Origin of the sequence: Sulfitobacter albidus, from assembly GCF_018200035.1 — a bacterium.
GTDB lineage: Bacteria > Pseudomonadota > Alphaproteobacteria > Rhodobacterales > Rhodobacteraceae > Sulfitobacter > Sulfitobacter albidus.
The window spans coordinates 3,204,522-3,225,322 of sequence record NZ_CP073581.1 but is presented as its reverse complement, the minus strand read 5'-3'; the positions used below and the strand labels follow the sequence as shown (position 1 = coordinate 3,225,322).

Annotated in this window: 22 protein-coding genes, 1 pseudogene and 1 riboswitch; of the genes and pseudogenes, 8 read left to right on the top strand and 15 right to left on the bottom strand. The window is 64.3% G+C overall.

The window, feature by feature from the left end:
* Window positions 1-747: a cobalt-precorrin-6A reductase gene (locus KDD17_RS15790; protein ID WP_212704534.1), complete on the top strand. Its 747-nt coding sequence runs from the start codon at window positions 1-3 to the stop codon at window positions 745-747.
* On the opposite strand, the gene cobJ is transcribed toward KDD17_RS15790, so the two are convergent.
* The 10 genes from cobJ to KDD17_RS15740 form a co-directional block, all read right to left on the bottom strand.
* On the bottom strand, window positions 720-1,457 hold the full coding sequence (cobJ, locus tag KDD17_RS15785; protein WP_212704533.1) for a precorrin-3B C(17)-methyltransferase: 738 nt from the start codon (window positions 1,455-1,457) through the stop codon (window positions 720-722). The genes KDD17_RS15790 and cobJ overlap by 28 nt on opposite strands.
* A complete protein-coding gene (locus KDD17_RS15780; RefSeq protein WP_212704532.1) occupies window positions 1,454-2,185 on the bottom strand; it encodes a precorrin-2 C(20)-methyltransferase in 732 nt (243 codons plus the stop codon). Before KDD17_RS15780 ends, cobJ begins: the two co-directional genes overlap by 4 nt.
* Before the next feature lie 2 nt (window positions 2,186-2,187).
* On the bottom strand, window positions 2,188-2,817 hold the full coding sequence (locus tag KDD17_RS15775; protein ID WP_212704531.1) for a precorrin-8X methylmutase: 630 nt from the start codon (window positions 2,815-2,817) through the stop codon (window positions 2,188-2,190).
* Window positions 2,817-3,941, bottom strand: a complete 1,125-nt coding sequence (cobG, locus tag KDD17_RS15770) for a precorrin-3B synthase (protein WP_254796823.1) — start codon at window positions 3,939-3,941, stop codon at window positions 2,817-2,819. The genes KDD17_RS15775 and cobG overlap by 1 nt, the downstream gene beginning before the upstream one ends.
* Window positions 3,938-7,171 carry a cobaltochelatase subunit CobN gene (gene cobN, locus KDD17_RS15765; RefSeq protein ID WP_212704529.1) on the bottom strand — a complete coding sequence of 1,078 codons (3,234 nt, stop codon included), beginning with the start codon at window positions 7,169-7,171 and terminating at the stop codon, window positions 3,938-3,940. The genes cobG and cobN overlap by 4 nt, the downstream gene beginning before the upstream one ends.
* A gap of 3 nt (window positions 7,172-7,174) precedes the next feature.
* Window positions 7,175-8,209, bottom strand: a complete 1,035-nt coding sequence (gene cobW, locus KDD17_RS15760; RefSeq protein WP_212704528.1) for a cobalamin biosynthesis protein CobW — start codon at window positions 8,207-8,209, stop codon at window positions 7,175-7,177.
* Entirely contained in the window at window positions 8,206-8,580 is a 375-nt protein-coding gene (locus KDD17_RS15755) for a DUF1636 family protein (RefSeq protein ID WP_212704527.1), read from the bottom strand. The genes cobW and KDD17_RS15755 overlap by 4 nt, the downstream gene beginning before the upstream one ends.
* Before the next feature lie 63 nt (window positions 8,581-8,643).
* Window positions 8,644-9,138 carry a hypothetical protein gene (locus tag KDD17_RS15750; protein WP_212704526.1) on the bottom strand — a complete coding sequence of 165 codons (495 nt, stop codon included), beginning with the start codon at window positions 9,136-9,138 and terminating at the stop codon, window positions 8,644-8,646.
* Between the two features lie 4 nt (window positions 9,139-9,142).
* Complete coding sequence (locus KDD17_RS15745) at window positions 9,143-9,823, bottom strand: CbtA family protein (protein WP_212704525.1); 681 nt, start codon at window positions 9,821-9,823, stop codon at window positions 9,143-9,145.
* A 3-nt stretch (window positions 9,824-9,826) separates the two neighbouring features.
* Window positions 9,827-9,997: a CbtB domain-containing protein gene (locus KDD17_RS15740; RefSeq protein WP_212704524.1), complete on the bottom strand. Its 171-nt coding sequence runs from the start codon at window positions 9,995-9,997 to the stop codon at window positions 9,827-9,829.
* 32 nt (window positions 9,998-10,029) lie between these two features.
* A riboswitch (cobalamin riboswitch) is annotated at window positions 10,030-10,227 on the bottom strand.
* 97 nt (window positions 10,228-10,324) lie between these two features.
* Here KDD17_RS15740 and KDD17_RS15735 point away from each other — a divergent pair.
* Complete coding sequence (locus tag KDD17_RS15735) at window positions 10,325-11,227, top strand: DMT family transporter (protein WP_212704523.1); 903 nt, start codon at window positions 10,325-10,327, stop codon at window positions 11,225-11,227.
* Here the strand turns inward: KDD17_RS15735 and KDD17_RS15730 are convergent.
* Window positions 11,206-11,601 (bottom strand): Fur family transcriptional regulator, encoded by a 396-nt coding sequence (locus KDD17_RS15730; RefSeq protein WP_212704522.1) that lies wholly within the window; start codon window positions 11,599-11,601, stop codon window positions 11,206-11,208. The two genes, KDD17_RS15735 and KDD17_RS15730, sit on opposite strands and share 22 nt — an antisense overlap.
* A gap of 151 nt (window positions 11,602-11,752) precedes the next feature.
* On the opposite strand from KDD17_RS15730, the gene KDD17_RS15725 reads away from it, so the two are divergent.
* The 4 genes from KDD17_RS15725 to KDD17_RS15710 are packed head-to-tail and all read left to right on the top strand — an operon-like array spanning window position 11,753 to window position 15,154.
* The gene (locus KDD17_RS15725; RefSeq protein WP_212704521.1) at window positions 11,753-12,625 is read left to right on the top strand and encodes a metal ABC transporter substrate-binding protein; all 873 of its coding nucleotides are present in this window, start codon (window positions 11,753-11,755) and stop codon (window positions 12,623-12,625) included.
* Window positions 12,622-13,476 (top strand): manganese/iron ABC transporter ATP-binding protein, encoded by an 855-nt coding sequence (locus tag KDD17_RS15720; RefSeq protein WP_212704520.1) that lies wholly within the window; start codon window positions 12,622-12,624, stop codon window positions 13,474-13,476. The genes KDD17_RS15725 and KDD17_RS15720 overlap by 4 nt, the downstream gene beginning before the upstream one ends.
* Entirely contained in the window at window positions 13,473-14,330 is an 858-nt protein-coding gene (locus tag KDD17_RS15715) for a metal ABC transporter permease (RefSeq protein WP_284438382.1), read from the top strand. Before KDD17_RS15720 ends, KDD17_RS15715 begins: the two co-directional genes overlap by 4 nt.
* Window positions 14,327-15,154: a metal ABC transporter permease gene (locus KDD17_RS15710; RefSeq protein ID WP_212704519.1), complete on the top strand. Its 828-nt coding sequence runs from the start codon at window positions 14,327-14,329 to the stop codon at window positions 15,152-15,154. The genes KDD17_RS15715 and KDD17_RS15710 overlap by 4 nt, the downstream gene beginning before the upstream one ends.
* On the opposite strand, the gene KDD17_RS15705 is transcribed toward KDD17_RS15710, so the two are convergent.
* Both KDD17_RS15705 and pncB read right to left on the bottom strand, forming a co-directional pair.
* Window positions 15,128-16,060: an aminotransferase class IV gene (locus tag KDD17_RS15705; RefSeq protein ID WP_212704518.1), complete on the bottom strand. Its 933-nt coding sequence runs from the start codon at window positions 16,058-16,060 to the stop codon at window positions 15,128-15,130. The genes KDD17_RS15710 and KDD17_RS15705 overlap by 27 nt on opposite strands.
* Entirely contained in the window at window positions 16,057-17,349 is a 1,293-nt protein-coding gene (pncB, locus tag KDD17_RS15700) for a nicotinate phosphoribosyltransferase (protein WP_212704517.1), read from the bottom strand. The genes KDD17_RS15705 and pncB overlap by 4 nt, the downstream gene beginning before the upstream one ends.
* Window positions 17,350-17,418: 69 nt before the next feature.
* Between pncB and KDD17_RS15695 the strand changes: the two genes are divergently transcribed.
* The gene (locus KDD17_RS15695; protein WP_212704516.1) at window positions 17,419-17,907 is read left to right on the top strand and encodes an NYN domain-containing protein; all 489 of its coding nucleotides are present in this window, start codon (window positions 17,419-17,421) and stop codon (window positions 17,905-17,907) included.
* On the opposite strand, the gene pncA is transcribed toward KDD17_RS15695, so the two are convergent.
* A complete protein-coding gene (gene pncA, locus KDD17_RS15690; protein WP_212704515.1) occupies window positions 17,904-18,497 on the bottom strand; it encodes a bifunctional nicotinamidase/pyrazinamidase in 594 nt (197 codons plus the stop codon). The two genes, KDD17_RS15695 and pncA, sit on opposite strands and share 4 nt — an antisense overlap.
* Before the next feature lie 84 nt (window positions 18,498-18,581).
* Between pncA and trhO the strand changes: the two are divergent.
* Window positions 18,582-19,471: pseudogene (trhO, locus tag KDD17_RS15685) on the top strand (oxygen-dependent tRNA uridine(34) hydroxylase TrhO).
* Here trhO and KDD17_RS15680 read toward each other — a convergent pair.
* On the bottom strand, window positions 19,472-20,686 hold the full coding sequence (locus KDD17_RS15680; protein ID WP_212704514.1) for an MFS transporter: 1,215 nt from the start codon (window positions 20,684-20,686) through the stop codon (window positions 19,472-19,474).
* Window positions 20,687-20,801 lie beyond the last annotated feature (115 nt).

Genomic DNA, 20,801 nt, shown 5'->3' with positions numbered 1-20,801 from the left:
ATGCGCGTCCTTCTGCTGGGCGGAACCACAGAGGCAAGCGCGTTGGCCCGTGCCCTGCATTCCGCCGGGATAGACACTGTCTTCAGCTACGCAGGCCGCACCAAGGCGCCGGTTGCCCAGCCCGTCACAACCCGTGTGGGCGGTTTTGGCGGTGCGGATGGGTTGCGGGAATACATAACGGCAAAGCAGATCACGAATGTGGTCGACGCCACGCATCCCTTTGCCGCGCGGATGTCGTGGAACGCGCACGCTGCCTGCGCGGCTGTTGACGTGCCGCTGGTCCGCTTTGAACGACCGGCGTGGTCGCCTGTCGACGGTGATGACTGGCAAAATGTTTCCGACCTGAACGCGGCCTGTGCTGCCCTGCCCCAAAGCCCTGCGCGCGTTTTTCTGGCCATCGGGCGCATGCATCTGCACGCCTTCGCCGCAGCTCCGCAGCATCGCTATCTTTTGCGGCTCGTCGATCCACCCGATGGTGCGTTGCCCCTGCCGCAGACCGATCTGATCATCGCCCGTGGGCCGTTTGATTTGGCAGGCGATACCGCGCTGATGAGGGTACACGGCATCACCCATGTCGTTGCCAAAAACGCCGGGGGCACCGGCGCACGGGCCAAGATCGACGCGGCGCGGGCTGTAGGTGCAAAGGTCATCATGGTGGACCGACCAAAGCTGCCCCAAGGCACCGTTTGCGCCGAAATAGAGACTGTTCTGCACCACCTTCACGCCTCCGCCGAGCGGGGGGTGTAGAGGTAGGGGCCCACGCGTCGGGTCGCCGAGTTTCCCACGATCACAAGCGTCCGCATGTCCGCCATGTCTTCGGTCGCCTCGGACAAGGGCACGGTCACGAGGCGCTGGTCGTCGTGGCTGACGTTGCGGGCAAAGCTGATGAGCGTGCCCGGCGCGCATTCCTCGCGCAGGATCGCGAGTGCGTGGCCAAATTGCACGGGGCGCGATTTGGAGCGGGGGTTGTAGAACGCCATGGCAAAATCCCCGCGCGCGGCCATGCGCAGGCGGTTTTCGATCACCGACCAAGGTTTGAGGTTGTCGCTGAGATTGATGCAGCAGAAATCATGGCCCAGCGGTGCACCCAGTGCCGCAGAGGCGGCCAGCATCGCTGTGATGCCGGGATGCACGGTGATCGGCACATCGGCGAACCGCGGCTGCGCCTCATAGGCCTCGAACACAGCGGAGGCCATGGCGAATACGCCCGGATCGCCCGAGGAGACCACGACCACCCGCGCCCCACTCTGCGCCAGCGTCAGCGCATGGGTGGCGCGGTCGATCTCGACCCGGTTGTCGCTGGCGTGCAGCGTCAGCCCGTCGCGCGGGGTGATGCGTTTGACGTAGGGAATATAGCCGATCACATCGGTCGCGTCGGCCAGCACGCTTCGCACCTCAGGTGTCACGAGGCTTTCGCGGCCAGGGCCAAGGCCAACGATGGCGACCCAGCCGCTCACGCGTCGGCCTCGGGCCGCCGTCCTTGCCCGTGCACCAGAACGATTGCGAAATAGGGGCAGTCGTCATCGGCCACATCGGCCAGCCGCGCGATGCGTTGGCCAGGCATCGTGCCACGCTCCACCAGCCACGCATCATCGAGGCGCCCTGTCGTGGCCAGCGCGCGGCGCACGCGGGGCAGGTTGCGGCCGGTTTTCATCACCACCAGCGCATCGGCGCGCTGCATGTGGGTGATCAGATCCTCCTCGGGCAGCGTGCCCATAAGCACGCTGAGCACATCGTCACCCCAGGTAAACGGCGTATCAAGCGCGTTCCAGCAGCCGACCATACCGGGAATGGCAGGCAAGACCTCCACCTCGGCGCGGCCCTGAAGGCGGGTGTGCAGGTGCATGAACGAGCCGTAAAAGAATGGATCGCCCTCGCACAGAACGACCACTTCATGCTCACGCGCGAGGGCCTCCAGCCGGTCGGCCCATTCGGCGTAGAAATCCACCATCAGCTGGCGATATGCGTCACTGCCAAAGGGGATTTCGGTCGTGACGGGGTATTCCATCGGGTATTCGATCACGTCGTCGCGCAGCATGTCCTTGACGATGGTGCGGGCCTGCCCGGCGCGCCCTTTCTTGCGAAAGAACGCCACATGGCGCGCGCCCCGGATCGCGCGATCGGATTTCACGCTCATCAACTCGGGATCACCGGGGCCGAGGCCCGCGCAGATAACCTTGCCCATTGTCACTCCACCCTGCTGGCGAGCGCGTTGACCGCCGCCACCGTGATCGCCGAGCCGCCCAGCCGACCGCGCACGATCATTGACGGGACCGGAGGGGCGGCCATCAGCGCGTCCTTGCTTTCCGCCGCGCCGATAAATCCGACGGGGCAGCCGATGATCGCGGCGGGGCGCGGGCAATCGGCGTCTTCGAGCATGTTGAGCAGGTGGAAGAGCGCCGTGGGCGCGTTACCGATGGCGACGACCGCGCCGGCCAGATGCGGGCGCCATAGCTCAAGCGCTGCGGCGGAGCGGGTGTTGGCCATGTCGCGCGCCATGTCGGGCACGCGGGTGTCGCGCAGGGTGCAGATGACCTCATTCTCGCACGGCAGGCGTTTGCGCGTGATGCCTTCGCTGACCATATAGGCATCACAGAGGATCGGCGCACCATCCTCAAGGGCCGCGCGCGCGGCGATTGCCATGCCATCGGTAAAGGCCACGTGCGCCTCCAGCCCGACCATGCCGGCGGCGTGGATCATGCGCACGGCGACGATTTCTTCCTCCGGCGTGAAACGGCTCAGCGCCGCCTCGGCTCGGATGGTGGCGAACGACTGGCGGTAAATCTCCGCCCCGTCGGTGATGTATTCATGTGGCATCAGATGTGGTCTTTCAGCTCATCGGGCGCGAGGCCCGTGCGGATCGGTGTATCGGCGGCGGTGCCATTGTGGATGAGGGCAAAGCCCCGCGCCTGCCCCGTCAGTGTCAGCGGCGCGGGGCGCGGATGGGCGCACCCCTTGGTGCAGCCGGAGATGTGCAGCGTAGCCCCGGCGCCAAGATGCGGCGCGAGGGCGCGGCCCAGCGCCCGCGTTTCCTGCAGTGCTTGTTCGCAGCGCGGCGCGCCGGTGCAGGCGGTGATGCGCAACAGCGGATCGGCGGGATCTATGAGGACGCCGTCGATGTCGGGCAGATCGCGGGCGTTCTCGACCAGCAGCAGGCGCCACGGCGTCAGGCGCAGGCTGCCGTGTTTGGCGAGGCCCGCCAGTGTTTCGACGCGCATCTGTCCAAAGGCAAAACCAACGAGCACGCCCGCGGGAACGGGCCCCGGTACAGGCGCAGCATTCCCTGCTTGGCGGGGCGTGTCATGCCCCTTGGGCACAGTGCCCGTCGCGATCAGTGCTGACATGCGTCGGGCGCCACCGCCGGCGCGTGTGAACCAATCGGCAAGCGCCATCGCCTCAGCCACGGCGGTCTGCTGCGTCACCGGTTTGCCGGTCAGCATCCCTTCGGCCACCAAGATCAGCCCGCCCTGAGCGTCGCGTTCCAGCCGGATATCGGCAGAGGCGTTTTGCAGGGCGGGGCTGCGTTGCGTGTCGATGGCAAAGCCGAATTTACCGGGAAGCGCTGGCGCGTCCGGCGTGGAAAGTGCGTCTGTCAACGCGCTTACCAGCCCTTCGGTCCCGTCGCCAGGCGCCCAGAACGGAGTGACGAGGATATTGCGACGGCTCTCGACCTCTTCCGAGGGGTCAATCAGACCCATCGCGCGCAAGCCTTCGATCAAGTGGGGGAGACTGGTATCGGTTACGCCGCGGATTTGCAGGTTTCCCCGGCTCGACAGATCCAGCAGACCATTGCCATGGGCGGCGGCGAGCGTGGCGATGCCGTCGGCCTGCGCGCGCCTCAACCGCCCGCCGAAGGGACGCACGCGAACCACCAGACCATCACCGGAGCGCATTGGGCGCAGCGCACCCGGGCACCAGCCCTTGACCTCATGCGCGCTCACTCTGCCGCCTCCATCGCCGAGGCGATCGAGTTGCGGCGCGTCACCCATAGCCCCGCGTCACGCAGCGCGGCAAAGCGGTCACGCATGGCGGCAAGCGCCTTGGGATTGGCGTCTTGCATGAAGGTCACGAGGTCATCGCGCCCTAAGGTTGCGTCGAAATACAAATCAAATAGATGCGGCGGGACAGACCGGGTGAGATGGGCAAATGCCGCGAGGTTGTCGAGGGTCGCGGCGATTTCGGCCGCGCCCCTGAACCCGTGGCGCATCATGCCGTCGGCCCAATCCGGGTTGGCGGCACGGGCGCGCACAACGCGGGCGATTTCCTCGGGCAGGCTGCGGGCGCGGGGGGTGTCGGGATTGGTGCTGTCGACGTGGTAAAGCGCGGGTTCGGGCGCGCCAAGATGCGCCATGGCGGCGGCAAACCCGCCCTCGTGGCTGGCATAATCGGACGATAGCAGCAGATCGGTTTCCGTCAGATCCTGAATATGGGCAAAGCTGTCGGCGGCGCGCAGGCGCGCTTCGAGCCCGGCGCGATCCTGCACGGCGCCTCCCTTGGCATCGAGCGCGTATTCGGACGCCTTCAGCCACGCTTCACCCGCGGCGGAGCGTCCTTCGCCGGAATAGTCGGCCATGCTGGCATCCATATTCATGCCATAAAGCCCCGGTTTAGGGCCGAAAACCCGCGGCGCGCGCTGTTTGTAGGGGTTCATGTCCGCGGCCTCTTCCCGCTCGGCCAGCGCGGCGGTGCCAGCCTCGAACAGACCCGCAAGACCGGGGAAGATATCGCGGAACAGCCCCGAGACGCGCAGCGTCACGTCGATGCGCGGACGGTCCAGAAGCGTCAGCGGCAGGATCTCATAGCCCGAGACGCGCTCGCTGCCCTCGTCCCATTTTGGCGCAAGCCCCGCGAGGTGCATCGCCATCGCGACCTCTTCGCCCGCCGTGCGCATCGTGGCACTGCCCCACAGATCGACGACCAACCCGCGCGGCCAGTCACCGTTGTCTTGCAAATGACGGCGCAGCAGCTCTTCGGCGAGCTTCACGCCCTGCGCATAGGCCGCGCGCGACGGCACCGCACGGGGATCGACGGAGTAGAGGTTGCGCCCCGTCGGCAGCACATCCGTGCGGCCCCGGTAAGGGGAGCCGGAGGGGCCGGACGCCACGCGCCTGCCGTCAAGAGCTGTCAGTAGGCCCTCGGTCTCTCCCTCGGCACTGCCAAAGATATGCAACCCGTCGCCGTACTGGCTTTCCTTGATGTCACAGACGAAACGGTCGATGCGGGTGATCGCCTCGGCCTCGCAGGCGTCGGCGGTCAGGCCAAGGTCGTCCTCGACCCCGGCGGCCTGCGCTTCGGTACGGATGTCGCCCACCAGCCGGTCGCGGCGCGCGGGATCGAGCCCGTCGGCGGTGGAGTATTCATCCAACAGCCGCTCAAGCCGCAACAGCGCCTCGGGCGTTTCGCTTTCGGCCAGCGGCGGCGGCACGTGGCCGAGGGTCAGCGCGCCGATGCGGCGTTTGGCCTGCGCGGCCTCGCCGGGGTCGTTCACGATGAAGGGATAGATCACGGGCAGCGCGCCGGTGAGGACCTCGGGCCAGCAGGCATCCGACAACGCGACCGCCTTGCCCGGCAGCCATTCAAGCGTGCCGTGCGCGCCAATATGCACCAGCGCGTGATGCCCGGCGCTGCGCAGCCACAGATAGAACGCCACGTAGGAGTGGCGGGGCACGCGGGCGAGATCGTGGTAATCGGTATCGCGCTGATCGATGCTGCCACGTTCGGGTTGCAGCGCCACCAGCGCGTTGCCGCAGGCCTGCGCGGGGAAATGAAACGCACCATCCGCAACCATCGGATCGTCGGCGGGATCACCCCAGGCGGTGGTAAGATCATCGCGCAATTTCGCCGGAATCGTCTCTAACGCGGCAAGATAGTCGCTCAGCGGCCACGCGATGCGGGTCTGCGGCAGGCTTTTGCCAAAGCCGATTTGCGGGGTGACGGCATAGCCTTCGGCGGCGAGACCCAGCAGCATATCCTCGACCGAGGCGAGCGCGTCGAGGCCCACGGCATGGGCGATCTGATCGTCGCGGCCCGGATAGGTCGACAGCACCAGCGCCAGTTTCCGTGCGCTGCGCGGTGTCTTTGCCAGCCGGTGCCAGCCGTCGATCCGGTCTACCACGGCTTCGATCCGTTCCGCGTTGGCGCGGTGAGAGAAGCGGGAGAATTGCAGATCGGGGTCTTTCTTTTCCGGCGCCTTGAAACTGACAACACCGGTGAAAAGCCGCCCGTCGACCTCTGGCAGAACGACGTGCATGGCAAGATCGGCGGGCGACAGGCCGCGCTCGCTCTCGGCCCATTCCTTTTTCCGCGCGGTTGACAGGGCGACCTGAAATACCGGGCATCCGGCGGCATCCAGCGGCGAGGTCGCATCGCTGCCGCGCCCGGAAAAGGCGGTGGCGTTGACGATGGCCACCGGCGAGAGCTGCGCCATGGCGGACGGGATGAAATCCCGCGCGACCGGGTTCTTGAGCGAGGGGGCAAAGACGCCGACGGCGTTGTAGCCCCGCGCGCGCATTGTACGGATCAGCGCGTCAATGGGCGCGGTATCGGCAGAGGTGAGATAGCTGCGGTAGAACGTGACCGCGACGGTGTCGCCTTGGGTGTCGACAAAGGGCAAAACTCCCTTGTCAGGGTCGTAAAATCCGCAATCCGGCACGGTCTTGGCGCCCAGCACCGGGCCCGCGTAAAGGCCCGCGGCCAGCGCCATTTGCGCCAGTGCCGCCTGCGCGGCCACTGCCCCGCCCGCATCGCATAGATGCTGCAACCGGCGCAGGGTCGACTCAGGCAGGGTGGAATGGGCATCGAGTGCCGGATCCTCGCGCCCGTCGGCGGGCAGCACGGCCAACGCGATACCGTGACGTCGGGCGAAATCCTGCACCTGCATGATCCCGTAGGGCCAATAGTTCTCGCCCCCGATCAGCCGGATCAGGATGCCCTTCGCCCCCGTCAGCGTCGCCTCGACGTAGTTGTCTACCGATGCGGGGTGCCGCAGGGCCGTGAGATTGCACAGCCGCAGCGTCGGTAGCGTACCGTCTGCGCGATGCCAGCCCGCCGCGAACGCGCCAAGATCACTGTCAGAAAACGACAGCACCACCAGATCCGCAGGCGTCTGCCCGGGATCAAATGGCGTCTCGCTATCTTCGAGGCCGTGGCTTTCGCGGAAAACGACGTGCATGGGTTACGCGCCCAGCGCCTCCCGGATCTTGGCCTCGTTGACGTGGTCATGCTCGGCGATGACCACCAGCGCACCCTGCCGGGCGTCGCTGCCCCAGGGGCGGTCGAACTGATGGCGCACGCGGGCGCCCACGGCCTGCACCAGCAGCCGCATCGGTTTGCCCGAAACGGCAACGTAGCCTTTGACCCGCAGGATGTGTTGTTCGGTCGCGAGGCGTTCGATGGCGACGACGAGCGTTTGCGGATCCTCAACTTCGGGCATGGGGATCACGATGGTGTCGAAATCATCGTGCTCGTGATCGTCGTGACCGTCGTGGTGCGAGGGGCGCGCGTTCAGGTCATCCTCGGCTTTGGCGTTGAGGCCCAGTACCACATTGGCGTCAATCACGCCCTCGGTCATCTCCAGGATCGGGATCTTGCGCGGGCTTTCCGCCTCGATCACGGCACGCGCTTTCGCAAGACCTTCAGCGCCCGCAAGATCGGCCTTGGACATCAGGATGATGTCGGCGCAGCTTATTTGATCCTCGAACACCTCCGACAGTGGCGTGTCGTGGTCGAGGCTTTCATCCGCACGGCGCTGCGCATCCACCGCGTCGACGTCAGACGCAAAGGTACCGGCGGCAACCGCCTCGGCATCGGCCAGCGCGATCACGCCGTCCACGGTGATCTTGGAGCGGATCGCAGGCCAGTCAAACGCCTTGAGCAGCGGTTTGGGCAGGGCCAGACCGGAGGTTTCGATCAGGATATGATCGGGGCGTTCGGGCAGCGCCATCAGCGCCTCGATCGTCGGGATGAAATCATCGGCGACCGTGCAACAGATGCAGCCATTGGCCAGCTCGACGATATTCTCGACCGGGCAATCGGGGATCGCGCAGGAGCGCAGGATATCACCATCCACGCCCACGGTGCCGAACTCATTGACCAGAACGGCCAGGCGGCGGCCGTTTGATTGGGTCATCAGGTGGCGGATCAGCGTGGTTTTACCCGCGCCGAGAAAGCCGGTGATGACGGTAACGGGGATTTTCGACAGATCGCTCATTCGGCGGCCTCCAGTGGCAGTGTCAGGGCGGGCACGCGGGCCACGCTTTGTTTGCGGAAAATGACGGGGCGTTCGCGCCAGGGCACAAGGCCGTCGGGCGTGGCGGCATAGGCGGCGGCCCCGGCGAGGATATCGGGCGCGTCGGCCTCGGTCATGTGGCCATAGACATACGTCCATTTGCCGGGCTGCGACAGGGCGACGGCGGCCCCGGTTTTGCACGCCGAGAGGCATTCGACCGGGGCGATGCGCACACCCTCGGGCGCGCCGTGGGCCTCAAGCGCGCGGTGCAGGCGGGCGCCGGGGCGCTGGCTGTCGTCTTCGTGCACTTCGCCGACCTTGCAGGTGGTGCAGACATAAAGGGTCGCGGTCATCTCAAAGGCTCCTTTTCAGGGCTGCGTGTAGCGTAGAATCGGGCGCGCAGAAAGCGCCTCCGGCTAGTCGACCGTTACGGTTGTGGAGGCCGCAATCGGCGCGCCCGCGATGGCCAGCGGACGGTGATCGTTCGCGTTGAGCGTCACGGTGATTTCGACCTCGCCTTTGGGCAGGTTTTCGAGGTGCATCCAAGGCCCGTAGAGCCGCCCCAGCTTGACCCCGTTGGCATAGACATGGGCATGCCCCTCACCCGCCACATGGGGGCCGCTGGCCGCGCGGGGCGCGTAGCGGAAACGCTCGGCCATGACGTGCAGGTTGTAGCCCGCCATCGGGTCTGCAGTGACTTCGACGGCAAGGGTCGGGGCGCTGGCGGGGTCCACGTCGCGCGGGGTGTCGTGCAGCATCGCGTGATCGCCGTCGCCGTGTTGCATCCCGCCGTGATGGGCCGGATCGCTATGGTCGTGACCGTCCAGCGTGATGCCATTCGCGGCAGCATAGACGAACCCGCCAGCGCCGCCAAAGGTCACCCCGATGAGAAAGAGAGCAAGGGTGCGCATGACCTCACCCCCGCCGCTGTTCGCGGTCGAGGAAGAACGCGCTGAACGCGCCAAGGATCACCCAGGCCGCCAGCCCCACGCCCAAGGCGCGGGCGGCAAAGAGCGCGCCGATCTCTGTCGGGACGGGGCCGGTGAAGGTGTCCGGCTCAGGCGCGCCGACAAGATGCGGTGCGGCCAGCAGGATCACCGCCACGCCCCACAGCGCCCAGTTACGCCCGAAGGCGATCAACCACATCGCCACAGCCGCAGCACCCACGGTGGCAAACCACCAGATCTGGCGTGCACCAACATCGGCGGCCGCCACGCCCGGCACTTCGGGCGCAAGGCTGAAGGCGGGCGCAAAATGCGCGGCGACAAACCCGGCGACGCCCCAGATAAGCCCGCTACGCGCGTCGATTTGCGCGCCGCGTTCCTCGGCGACCAGCATCAGGGCCACCAGGATGAAGGCGTAGCCGGTGTAGGTGAGCATCGTGAACACAACGCTCAACAGATCGCGCACGGGATCAAAACCCGGCAGATCGGGGTGCGCGCTGATCGCGGCACCGCCAAAATGCACAAGCTCACCGCTCTCGTAGAGCTCGGCGTGCAACAGCACGGGCTGAACGAACAAAAGCTGCAACAGGCCGACAATCAGACCCGTTGCAGCACCAGCGAACAACGCGCTGGCCAGCAATTTTCCAAGCATGGCTTAGTGGCAGGGAAAGCCGGTCGCGTGGCGCATGTCGTGCGCCGCGTCGTGCAGTGTCGCGGCCTGCAGGTGGCCTGTCATGGTGATGACGGCGACGCCGAGGATCACGGCAAACAGGGCGGGCAGTGTGGCGCTGCGGGTTGCGGCGACTGTCTGTGCTTCGGTCTTCATATCAATTCTCCTTGCCGTCACCCCGACGGCGACACGATTGCGTTTGCCTGGCAGGTCTCCTGGCTTGCGGGTCGTGGCCGATGCCCGCCTTCCCAACCCAACGGGGGCAAGTGGCATACGGGGCAACGGCTCACCGCTTACAGTCGCGGGGGCGGCTTCAGATCGGAGAGATCCCCTCCTGAATTCCCTGTTCGGCCCCTGATTGGGGCACCAAGCCCGTTCAGTTACGCCCAATCGCCGCACCCGCGCAAGGGAATTTCCGACGCGTAGCGGGGAATCGGTGCCTGCCGTCTGGCAAAGGGGCAAAATCCGACGCATCATCGCGCGATGAAGACAGATCGCACCCTGACCGCCATCGCGTTTATGCTTATGGCGCTGGTGCTGTTCGACGCGATGGGTCTGATCATCAAGCTTTTGTCACAGCGATTCCACGCGCAGGAACTCGCCGCGTGGCGCAATGTGTTCGGGCTGATCCCTTCATTGATCGTGCTTTATGCCTCGCGCAGCTGGCGCGCGGGCGGCAAGCGCTGGCGAATCCGGCAATGGCGGCTGGCATTATCGCGCGGTCTGATCCTGACGGTGGCGCAGATGTCATTTTATATCTCGTTGGGCATCCTCAGCTTTGCCACCGCTTCAACCATCACCTACGCCAATTCGATCTTTGCGGTGGCGCTGGCCGTGCCGCTCTTGGGCGAGCGTGTGGGATGGCTGCGATGGAGCGCCGTCCTGATCGGCTTTGCCGGGGTGATCTGGATCATGCGACCGGGGGGCGATGCGTTCAACGCCGCGGCCCTACTGCCGCTGCTGGCGGCGTTTTGCTATGCGCTGGTCGGGGTCACCGCGCGGCTGATGGACGACGAGGTGCCGACGCCTCTGGTCAATCTTTATTCCAGCGTGGTCGCGCTGCTGGGCGCGGTGGCGCTGGCGCTCGCCACCAGCGGATTCACTCCGATCACGCGGGTGGAGGACATCGGCTGGATCATCGGCATGGGGGCGTTTGGGGGTACCGCCGTGCTGCTGCTCATTGGCGCCTACCGGATGGCGGAGCAGAGCGATCTGGCCCCGATCCAGTATTTCGGCATCCCGCTCGCGTTTGGTCTGGGCTGGCTTTTCTTTGACGAGGCACCGCTGAGCGAATTGTTCCCCGGTGCGCTGCTGATCGTGGCGAGCGGACTGATGATCATCTGGCGCGAACGGCGCCTGCGCGCTCAGGGGATCTTGCGGCAATAAAGCTCAAGCCGGTGGTGCACGACCTCATAGCCAAGCTCTCGCGCGATGGCCTCTTGCAGCTCTTCGATCTTGTCGGATTGGAATTCGATCACCGCGCCGCTGTCGATGTCGAGGATATGGTCGTGGTGTTCCTCATGCGTCGTCTCGAACCGCGCGCCGCCGCCCTCGAAACTATGGCGGTGCACGACGCCGCCCTCCTCCAACGTGCTGAGGGTCCGGTAGACCGTGGCAAGCGATACCGACGGCTCCACCGCGCGGGCGCGCTCGTGCAGCTCGAACGCATCGGGGTGGTCGTCGGCCTCGGCCAGAACCTGCATCAGGGCGATGCGTTGTTTGGTCACGCGGATGCCGGCCTTGCGTAGGCTGGCAGCCATTTTTTCCGTCTCTGCACTCTTGTCGCTCACGGTTTGGGCTCCAAATTCTCAACCAACGCCTATGTTTGCGAATCGTACGCATTCTTGTTTACAGATGCAAACGGTTCTCATACTCAAAGGCAAAAATGCACACCCATAGGATGATTCGATAATGCGTTTTCTCGCCTTTGCCCTGATGTTGGTCGCGGCCCCTGTGGCCGCGCAAGAAAAGTTCAAAGCCGTCACAACCTTTACCGTCATTGCCGACATGGCCCGCAATGTGGCGGGCGATGCCGCCGTGGTGGAAAGCATCACGAAGCCCGGCGCGGAAATCCACGGCTACCAACCCACGCCGCGCGACATCATCCGCGCGCAGGATGCCGATCTGATCCTGTGGAACGGTCTGAACCTTGAGCTGTGGTTCGAGCAATTCCTGCGCAATCTGCGCGATGTGCCCGCCGCCACGATCACCGACGGGATTGACCCGATTTCCATCGCTTCGGGCGATTACGCGGGCAAGCCGAACCCGCACGCCTGGATGGGGTTGGATAACGCGCTGATCTATGTCGACAACATTCGCGATGCCTTCGTCGAGAATGATCCCGACAACGCGGACGCCTATCGCGCGAACGCGGAACGCTACAAACAGCAGATCAGCGACGCGATCTCTCCCCTGCGGGACCGCATCGCAGAGGTGCCCGAGGCGCGGCGTTGGCTGACGACCTGCGAAGGCGCGTTCAGCTATCTAGCCCGCGATTTCGGGATGCAGGAGCTGTACCTGTGGCCGATGAACGCTGACGCGACAGGCACCCCGCAGCAGGTGCGCCGTGTCATCGACGGGGTGCGGGAGCATGACATCCCGGCGGTGTTCTGCGAATCCACCGTCAGCCAAGCGCCCGCCGAGCAAGTCGCGCGGGAAACGGGCGCGGCCTACGGTGGCGTGCTCTATGTGGATAGTCTTACCGAGGCGGACGGGCCGGTGCCGACATACCTAGACCTGCTGCGCGTGACGTCGCAGACGATTGCGGAGGGTCTGACTGAATGAACGCCGCACCGGGCATTTCCGCGCAGGGTGTGACGGTGACCTACCGCAACGGTCATACCGCCCTGCGCGATGCCACCTTCGACGTTCCAGAGGGCAGCATCGCTGCCCTCGTTGGTGTGAACGGCGCCGGGAAATCGACCCTGTTTAAGGCGATCATGGGCTTTGTCCCCGCCGCGCAGGGTCAGATCACCGTGATGGGCATGCCGGTGAAGGAGGCGCTCAAGCGCAACATCGTGGCCTATGTTCCGCAGTCGGAAGAGGTCGATTGGTCGTTCCCCGTATTGGTCGAGGATGTCGTGATGATGGGCCGCTATGGTCACATGGGGTTCTTCCGCCGCCCCGCCGCTGCCGATCATGCAGCCGTGGCACAGGCGCTGGACCGTGTGAACATGACCGACTATCGCCACCGCCAGATCGGTGAGCTGTCGGGTGGGCAGCGCAAGCGGGTGTTTCTTGCCCGCGCGCTCGCGCAGGAGGGCCGGGTGATCCTGCTCGACGAGCCGTTCACCGGCGTTGATGTGCAGACCGAGGATGCCATTGTGGCGCTGCTGCGCGCGATGCGCGATGAGGGGCGGGTGATGCTGGTATCGACCCACAACCTCGGCTCGGTACCCGAATTTTGCGACCGCACGGTGCTGGTCAAGGAAACGGTGCTGGCCTATGGACCGACGGAGACTACGTTCACCCACGCCAACCTTGAGCGCGCCTTTGGCGGCGTCTTGCGGCACTTTGTTCTGGGCGGATCAGATCTGCACGACGACGATGACGCGCGGTCGATCCGGGTGATCACCGATGACGAGCGTCCCTTTGTCGTCTACGGCGACGAGACGCAAAAGGAGCGCGCGGAGTGATCGAGACGCTACTGCTGCCTTTCACCTACGGTTATATGTTCAACGCGATGTGGGTGTCGGCGCTGGTGGGCGCGATCTGTGCGTTTCTGTCGGCCTATCTGATGCTCAAGGGATGGTCACTGATCGGCGACGCGCTGAGCCACTCGATCGTGCCGGGTGTGGCGGGCGCCTATATGCTGGGTCTGCCGTTCGCGCTGGGCGCCTTTGCCGCCGGGGGGCTGGCCGCGGGCACGATGCTGTTCCTCAATCAGCGCACCGGGCTGAAGGAGGATACGATCATCGGGCTGATCTTTACCTCGTTCTTTGGGCTGGGGCTGTTCATGGTTTCGCTGTCGCCCACATCCGTGTCGATCGAGACGATCACGATGGGCAATATTCTGGCGATCACTCCGGAGGACACGCTGCAACTGGCGATCATCGGTTTTGTGACCCTCGCCGTTCTGCTGGCCAAGTGGAAAGACCTGATGGTCACCTTCTTTGACGAGGATCACGCCCGCGCCATCGGCCTGCGGCCCGAGCTGTTGCGCGTGGTGTTCTTTGCCCTGCTGGCGGCGTCCTGCGTCGCCGCGTTGCAAACCGTGGGCGCGTTTCTGGTGATCGCCATGGTCGTGACACCGGGTGCGACCGCCTATCTGCTCTGCGACCGGTTCGAGCGGCTGTTGATCGTCAGCGTCGCCATCGGTACGCTGACCAGCTTTTTCGGCGCCTACCTGAGCTTTTTCCTCGACGGGGCGACGGGCGGGATCATCGTGAGCCTGCAGACGCTGATCTTTCTCGCCGTCTTTTTCTACGCACCAAAACACGGATACCGCGCCGCGCGCAAACGCGCCGCCGCGGCGGTAAAGGGGGCATGATGGGGGATCTGCTGCTGCCCTTCCAGTTTCCGTTCATGCAGAACGCCTTTGTCATCATGGCGATGATCGCCGTGCCGACGAGCCTGTTGTCCTGCTATCTGGTTCTAAAAGGCTGGTCATTGATGGGCGATGCCATCAGCCACGCGGTGCTGCCCGGGGTGGTGCTGGCCTATCTGTTGGGACTGCCGCTGGTGATCGGCGCCTTTGCCGCGGGCATGACCTGTGCACTCGCCACCGGTTTTCTGGCGGAGAATTCGCGGGTCAAACAGGATACGGTGATGGGCATCGTATTCTCGGGCATGTTCGGCTTCGGCATCGTGCTCTACACCAAGATCACGACCGCCGTGCACCTTGACCACATCCTGTTCGGCAACATGCTGGGCGTGGGGCCGCAGGATCTGTGGACGACGGGCATCATCGCCGTGATCGTCGCGGGGTGTCTGATCCTCAAACGCCGCGACCTGATGTTGCACGCGTTCGATCCGGTGCAGGCGCAGGCGGTGGGGCTACGCGTGGGCGTGTTGCACTACGGGCTGCTCGCGCTGATCTCGCTCACCATCGTGGCGACGCTGTCGGCAGTGGGGATCGTCCTGAGCATCGGTTTGCTGATCGCCCCCGGCGCCATCGCGTTCCTTTTTACCCGGCAGTTTTCGCACATGCTGCCTGTGGCAGTGCTGGTCACGCTGGTGTCGGGGTTCCTGGGGGTCTACGCGAGTTTCTTCCTCGATAGCGCGCCTGCGCCGACGATCATCCTGATCCTTACGATCATCTTTATCGTGGGGTTCATCCGCACCAGCCTACAGGCCCGCCGCACCCGCGCGTGAGCGGGCCACATCCTGCGCAATCGCTTCGTTGTAGAGCGCTTGGATCCGCGCCATCACCGGCCGCTCGCCGGTTCCGATCGGCTTGCCATCGATCTCGCCCACCGGAGTTTGCGCCCCGAAAGTGCCGGTCAGAAACGCCTCGTCAGCACCGTAGGCATCGACGAGCGAATAGTTCCGCTCGAACACGGGGATGCCGTCGGCGCGGCACAGGTCGATCACCTTTTGCCGGGTGACGCCGTTCATGCAGTAATCCCCGGTCGAGGTCCAAACCGCCCCCTTGCGCACGATGAAGAAGTTGCAGGCGTTGGTGGTATTCACAAAACCATGCGGATCCAGCATCAGCCCCTCATCCGCGCCCGCCTGTTCGGCCTGCAGGCAAGCGATCACACAATTCAGCTTGGAATGACTGTTATATTTGGCATCCTGGCTCATCGGGAGGCCGCGCACCTGCGGCACCGTCGCCAGCCGGATGCCGCGCGATTGCAAACGCTCGACGGGGCGCGAATGCTCCATGATGATCACCAGCGTGGGGCCGGACCGGCTGAGCGAGGGGTGCTGGAACGGTTTGACCTTCACGCCGCGTGTCAGCATCAGGCGGCAGTGCACATCGGTGGTCATGCCGTTGGCCTCGGCCGTCATGCGCAGCGCCTGTGCGATCCCCGCCCGGTCCATTCCAACGTCGAGAGAGACCGCCTTGCAGCTGTCGAAAAACCGATCCATATGCGCGTCGAAAAACGCCCATACCCCGTCGTAGAGCCGCATCCCCTCCCACATCCCATCGCCCAGCATGAAGCCGCTGTCATAAACCGACACGACTGCCTCCGCGCGCGGTTTCAGCTCCCCGTTGACGTAGATCAGGATATCTGCGTTGCGCGCGTCCTCGTCGGCCTCGTGTGTCGTGGTCATACGACGACTTCCTGCGCATCCTGCGCGCCGACGCCAAACACCCGCTTGTAACGCGCGATTTCATCCGCCGGGCCCATCGCCTTTTTGGGATTGTCCGAAAGCTTTACCGTCGGGTTGCCATCCGCCGCGACCGCCTTGCAGACCAGGCTGAAGGGCGCGAGCCGGTCGTCGGGGACAAGCCCGCGGAAATCATTGGTGAGCAGCGTGCCCCAGCCAAAGGAGATCGACGTCTTGTCGGCGAATTGCCCGTGTAGTTCGCGGATCTTGTCGACGTCCAGGCCGTCAGAGAAAATCAGGCGTTTCGTTGCCGGATCTTCGCCGCGCGCCTTCCACCAATCGATCGCCATACGCGCCGCCGTCGCCGGATCACCGCTGTCGATGCGGATACCGGTCCAGCCGGCCAGCCAATCGGGCGCGTTGTCCAGAAACCCCTTGGATCCGTAGGTGTCGGGCAGGATGATGCGCAGATTGCCCTCGTGCTCATCGTGCCAATCCTCCAGCACGTCGTAGGGTGCGCGCGCGAGGCTTTCGTCGTCCTTGGCAAGTGCTGCATAGACCATGGGCAATTCGTGCGCGTTCGTGCCGATTGCCTCCATTTCGCGCTTCATCGCGATCTTGCAATTGCTGGTGCCCGTGAAGGCATCGCCAAGACCCTCGCTCATCGCCTGCACGCACCAGTCCTGCCACAGAAAGGAATGCCGCCGACGGGTGCCGAAATCGGCAATCGACAGATCGGGAATATCGCGCAATGCCTCAACCTTTTCCCAAACGCGGGTCATCGCGCGGGCGTAGAGCACTTGCAGCTCGAATTTGCCCATGCCGCCGGTAACGGCACGGCCCCGCAGTTCCATAAGCACGGCAAGCGCCGGGATTTCCCACAGCATGACCTCATGCCATTTACCCTCGAACGTCAGCTCATACTGGTCGCCCTTGCGCTCAAGATGGTAGGGCGGCAGGCGCAGGCCCTCGAACCACTCCATGAAATCGGGGCGAAACATCTGGCGCTTGCCGTAGAAGGTATTGCCGCGCAGCCACGTCGATTCCCCGCGGCTGAGGCTGAGAGAGCGGATGTGATCGAGCTGCTCACGCAGCTCCCCCTCGTCAATCAGATCGGCCAGCGGAATATGCGTCGAGCGGTTGATCAGGCTGAACGTCACGGTCGCATCGGGGCGGTTGCGAAAGATCGACTGGCACATCAACAGCTTGTAGAAATCCGTGTCGATGAGCGACCGCACGATGGGGTCGATCTTCCACTTGTGGTTCCAGACGCGGGTGGCAATATCGACCATTGATAGTTCCTTGTGGTTCGCAGTGTTGCGGCAAGGATACCGCGATCGTGGGAAGGAAGAAACCAGCGGATGGAATTGGTCGATTGGCTCGCTATCGGGGTGTTGGGGGCAGCGCTGCTGGCGGTGTTCACCGCGCTGCGGCGCCGAACCAAGATCAAGAAAGCGAAGGACCGTCGACGCATCGCGGTGGACGGGACCAACGTGATGTTCTGGCATGACAATCGTGCGAAGCTGGCCACACTTAAGAAGGTGGTCACGGATCTGCGGCGGCGCGGATATGATCCGGTGGTCTTTCTCGATGCCTCGTCACGGCACCACATCGGGGACCGTTCGTTCGATGAAGGGAAGTTTGCCAGTGCACTCGATTTGGCGCGCAACCGGATCATGGTCTGCCCCGCACGCACCGAAGCCGACGAGTTCATTCTGAAATTCGCCCGACAGGAACGGCTGGCGATCGTATCCAACGATCGGTTCCGGGACCGCCCGCGCGCAGCGCGCAACATTCGTCTGATCAGGGGGAGGGTCGACGGCGACCGGACAATCCTGAAAGGGCTCTAGCGCAGGTCGACACCGGCGCCGCGCATCGCCTTTTCCGCCTCCTCCAGCGAACCGTCGAAATCAATCGCGCGGCACAGGTCCATCTGCACGGCGACCGTGAAGCCAAGCTGCGCGGCATCCACTGCGGAGTAGTTCACGCAGAAATCCGTGGCGAGCCCGACAAGCGTCAGATCGGTGATGCTACGGGTACGCAGATAACCCTCCAGCCCGGTCGGCGTCTTGTGGTCATTCTCGAAGAACGCGGAATAGCTGTCGATGGCGGGGTTGTAGCCTTTGCGGATGATCATCTGGGCGCGGTCAATTTCCAGCGTGGGGTGAAAGGCGGCGCCGGGGCTGCCCTGCACGCAGTGATCGGGCCACAGCACCTGCGGGCCGTAGGGCATGTCGATCACCTGCATCGGGTCGCGCCCTTCGTGCACAGAGGCGAACGACGAATGCCCCGCAGGGTGCCAGTCCTGCGTGAGGATGACCGCGTCGAATTTGCCCATCGCGGCGTTGATCCCACTGACGATCTCGTCCCCACCCGCGACGGCAAGCGCGCCGCCGGGGCAAAAATCGTTCTGGACGTCGATGACGAGTAGGGCGTGCATGTTGGATCTCCTCAAACTTCGGTGTCAGTCTAGCGTGGCTGCCCCCTTGCGCAACCGCCCCCACCGGGCCTATGTGCTTGGCCCATGTATACCATTGCCGCCCTCTATAACTTTGCCCGTTTGGACGACCCCGAGGCGCTGAAGCCGCCGCTAATGGATCTGTGCCGCGCGCAGGGGATCACAGGCTCGCTGCTGCTCGCCCGCGAGGGGGTGAACGGTACGATTGCGGGGCCGTCTGCCGCAGCCGTTGAAACGGTGCTGGCGCATCTGCGTTCCCTGCCCGGCTGTGCCGCGCTGGAGCATAAGATCTCGCACAGCGAAGTGCCGCCGTTCGGCAAGATGAAGGTCCGGCTCAAGCGCGAGATCGTGACGATGGGACAGCCGGACGTGGATCCGCTGGCGGGCACCGGGCACTATGTGGATCCCTCAGATTGGAACGCGCTTATCGCGCGCGACGATGTGGCAGTCATCGATACGCGCAACGATTATGAAGTCGAGATCGGGACGTTTCGGGGCGCGATTGATCCCAAGACCGAAAGCTTTGGCGAGTTTCCGGCGTGGTGGGAGGCGAACAAGGAACGTTTCCACAACAAGAAGATTGCGATGTTCTGCACCGGCGGCATCCGCTGTGAGAAATCGACGAACTACCTTTTGGGTCAGGGGGTTGAAGACGTCTACCACCTTAAGGGCGGGATCCTGAAATACCTCGAAGAGGTGCCCGCCACGCAAAGCACGTGGGAGGGCGCCTGTTTCGTCTTTGACAATCGGGTGAGCGTGGAGCACGGGCTAAAGCCCGGCCCGCACCAGCTGTGCCACGGATGTCGCCGCCCGATCCTGCCCGCCGATACGCAGCGTCCCGAATACGAGGCGGGGTCAGCTGCCACAACTGCATTGGCGAGACCTCGGAAGAGGACAAGAACCGCTTTCGCGAGCGGCAAAAACAGATGCGGCTCGCCGCGGCGCGTAAATGGTGATCAGGCCGCCAGCGGCACCGAACGCGGCCTGCTGCGCGAAATCAGCCAAAGCACGATAGCAAGATTCAGCAGATTCCAGAGGATGCCGTTCACAAAGGCCAGCGTGTAACTGCCGCTGAGATCGTAGATCAGACCCGATAGCCATCCACCCAGCGCCATCCCCAGAATCGTCGCCATCATGACAAATCCCACCCGCGCCCCCGCTTCGCGCGCGGGCATGTATTCGCGCACGATCAGGGCGTAGCTGGGGACGATTCCTCCCTGGCTGAGCCCAAAAACGAGGCTGACGACATAGAGGGAAGCCATCCCGCCGGCGGGCAAATAAAGGATCAGTCCCATAGTCTGCAGGACCGATCCGATCAACAGCGTCCGAACGCCCCCCAACCGATCCGCAAGCAGCCCCGAGATCAGGCGCGAAACAACGCCGCCCATCAGCATCAGCGACAACATTTGCGCGCCTACCGCCGGGCCGAACCCAAGCCCCACGCAAAGAGCAACGATATGCACCTGTGGCATCGACATGGCGACACAGCAGGCGATTCCAGCAAATCCCAGCAGGTATTGCAGCGCCCGTGGGCTGAGCCCGGACGAGGCGGCATTGCGCGCCGAGATCACTTCGGCCAGCGTGCGTTCGGCGTCGGGGATGCGCGCGCGCAGCATAAGTGCGCAGGGCACCACGATCACGATCGAAAGAAGCGCCAACACCACATAAGCCGCGCGCCAGCCGCTGCCAGCAAGCACACCCGCCAAAACAAGCGGCCAGATTGCGCCCGACAGATAGTTGCCCGACGCCACCAGAGCCACGGCGATGCCACGCCGTCGGTCAAACCAGTGAGAGATATCCGCAATCAACGGGCCAAAGCCCGCCGCCGAGGCAAAGCCGATCACCAGCTGTGCGACAGACAGCAACCAGATCCCTTGTGCCAGACCCGCCAGAAGGTAGCCCAACGCCGCCAGTCCCGTGGCGACAATCAGCGACAGCGCGATGCCCCAGCGGTCCACCGCCCGCCCAATGAAATAGTTGCCCAGCGCAAAACCGATCATCGTCAGCACGTAGGGCACAGAGGCCATCGCCCGGGTCGCGCCAAACTCCATCTCGATCGCAGGCAGGATGACGATGATCGCCCACATGCCTGCATTGATCACCGTGCCTGCCACAAGAGTGACGATCAGGCGAATCCACGCCACGCGGCTGTCTGTGAGGGCTTCGGTCATGCGCTCCTTTTCTGCGCCCTGCGACACGCTGGCAAGCAAAAGCTAAGTTGGCGCTAACCATGCCTCTGCCCATTAGCAGTTTCATAACGGCTGCCCGGCTATTTCGGGAACGGGT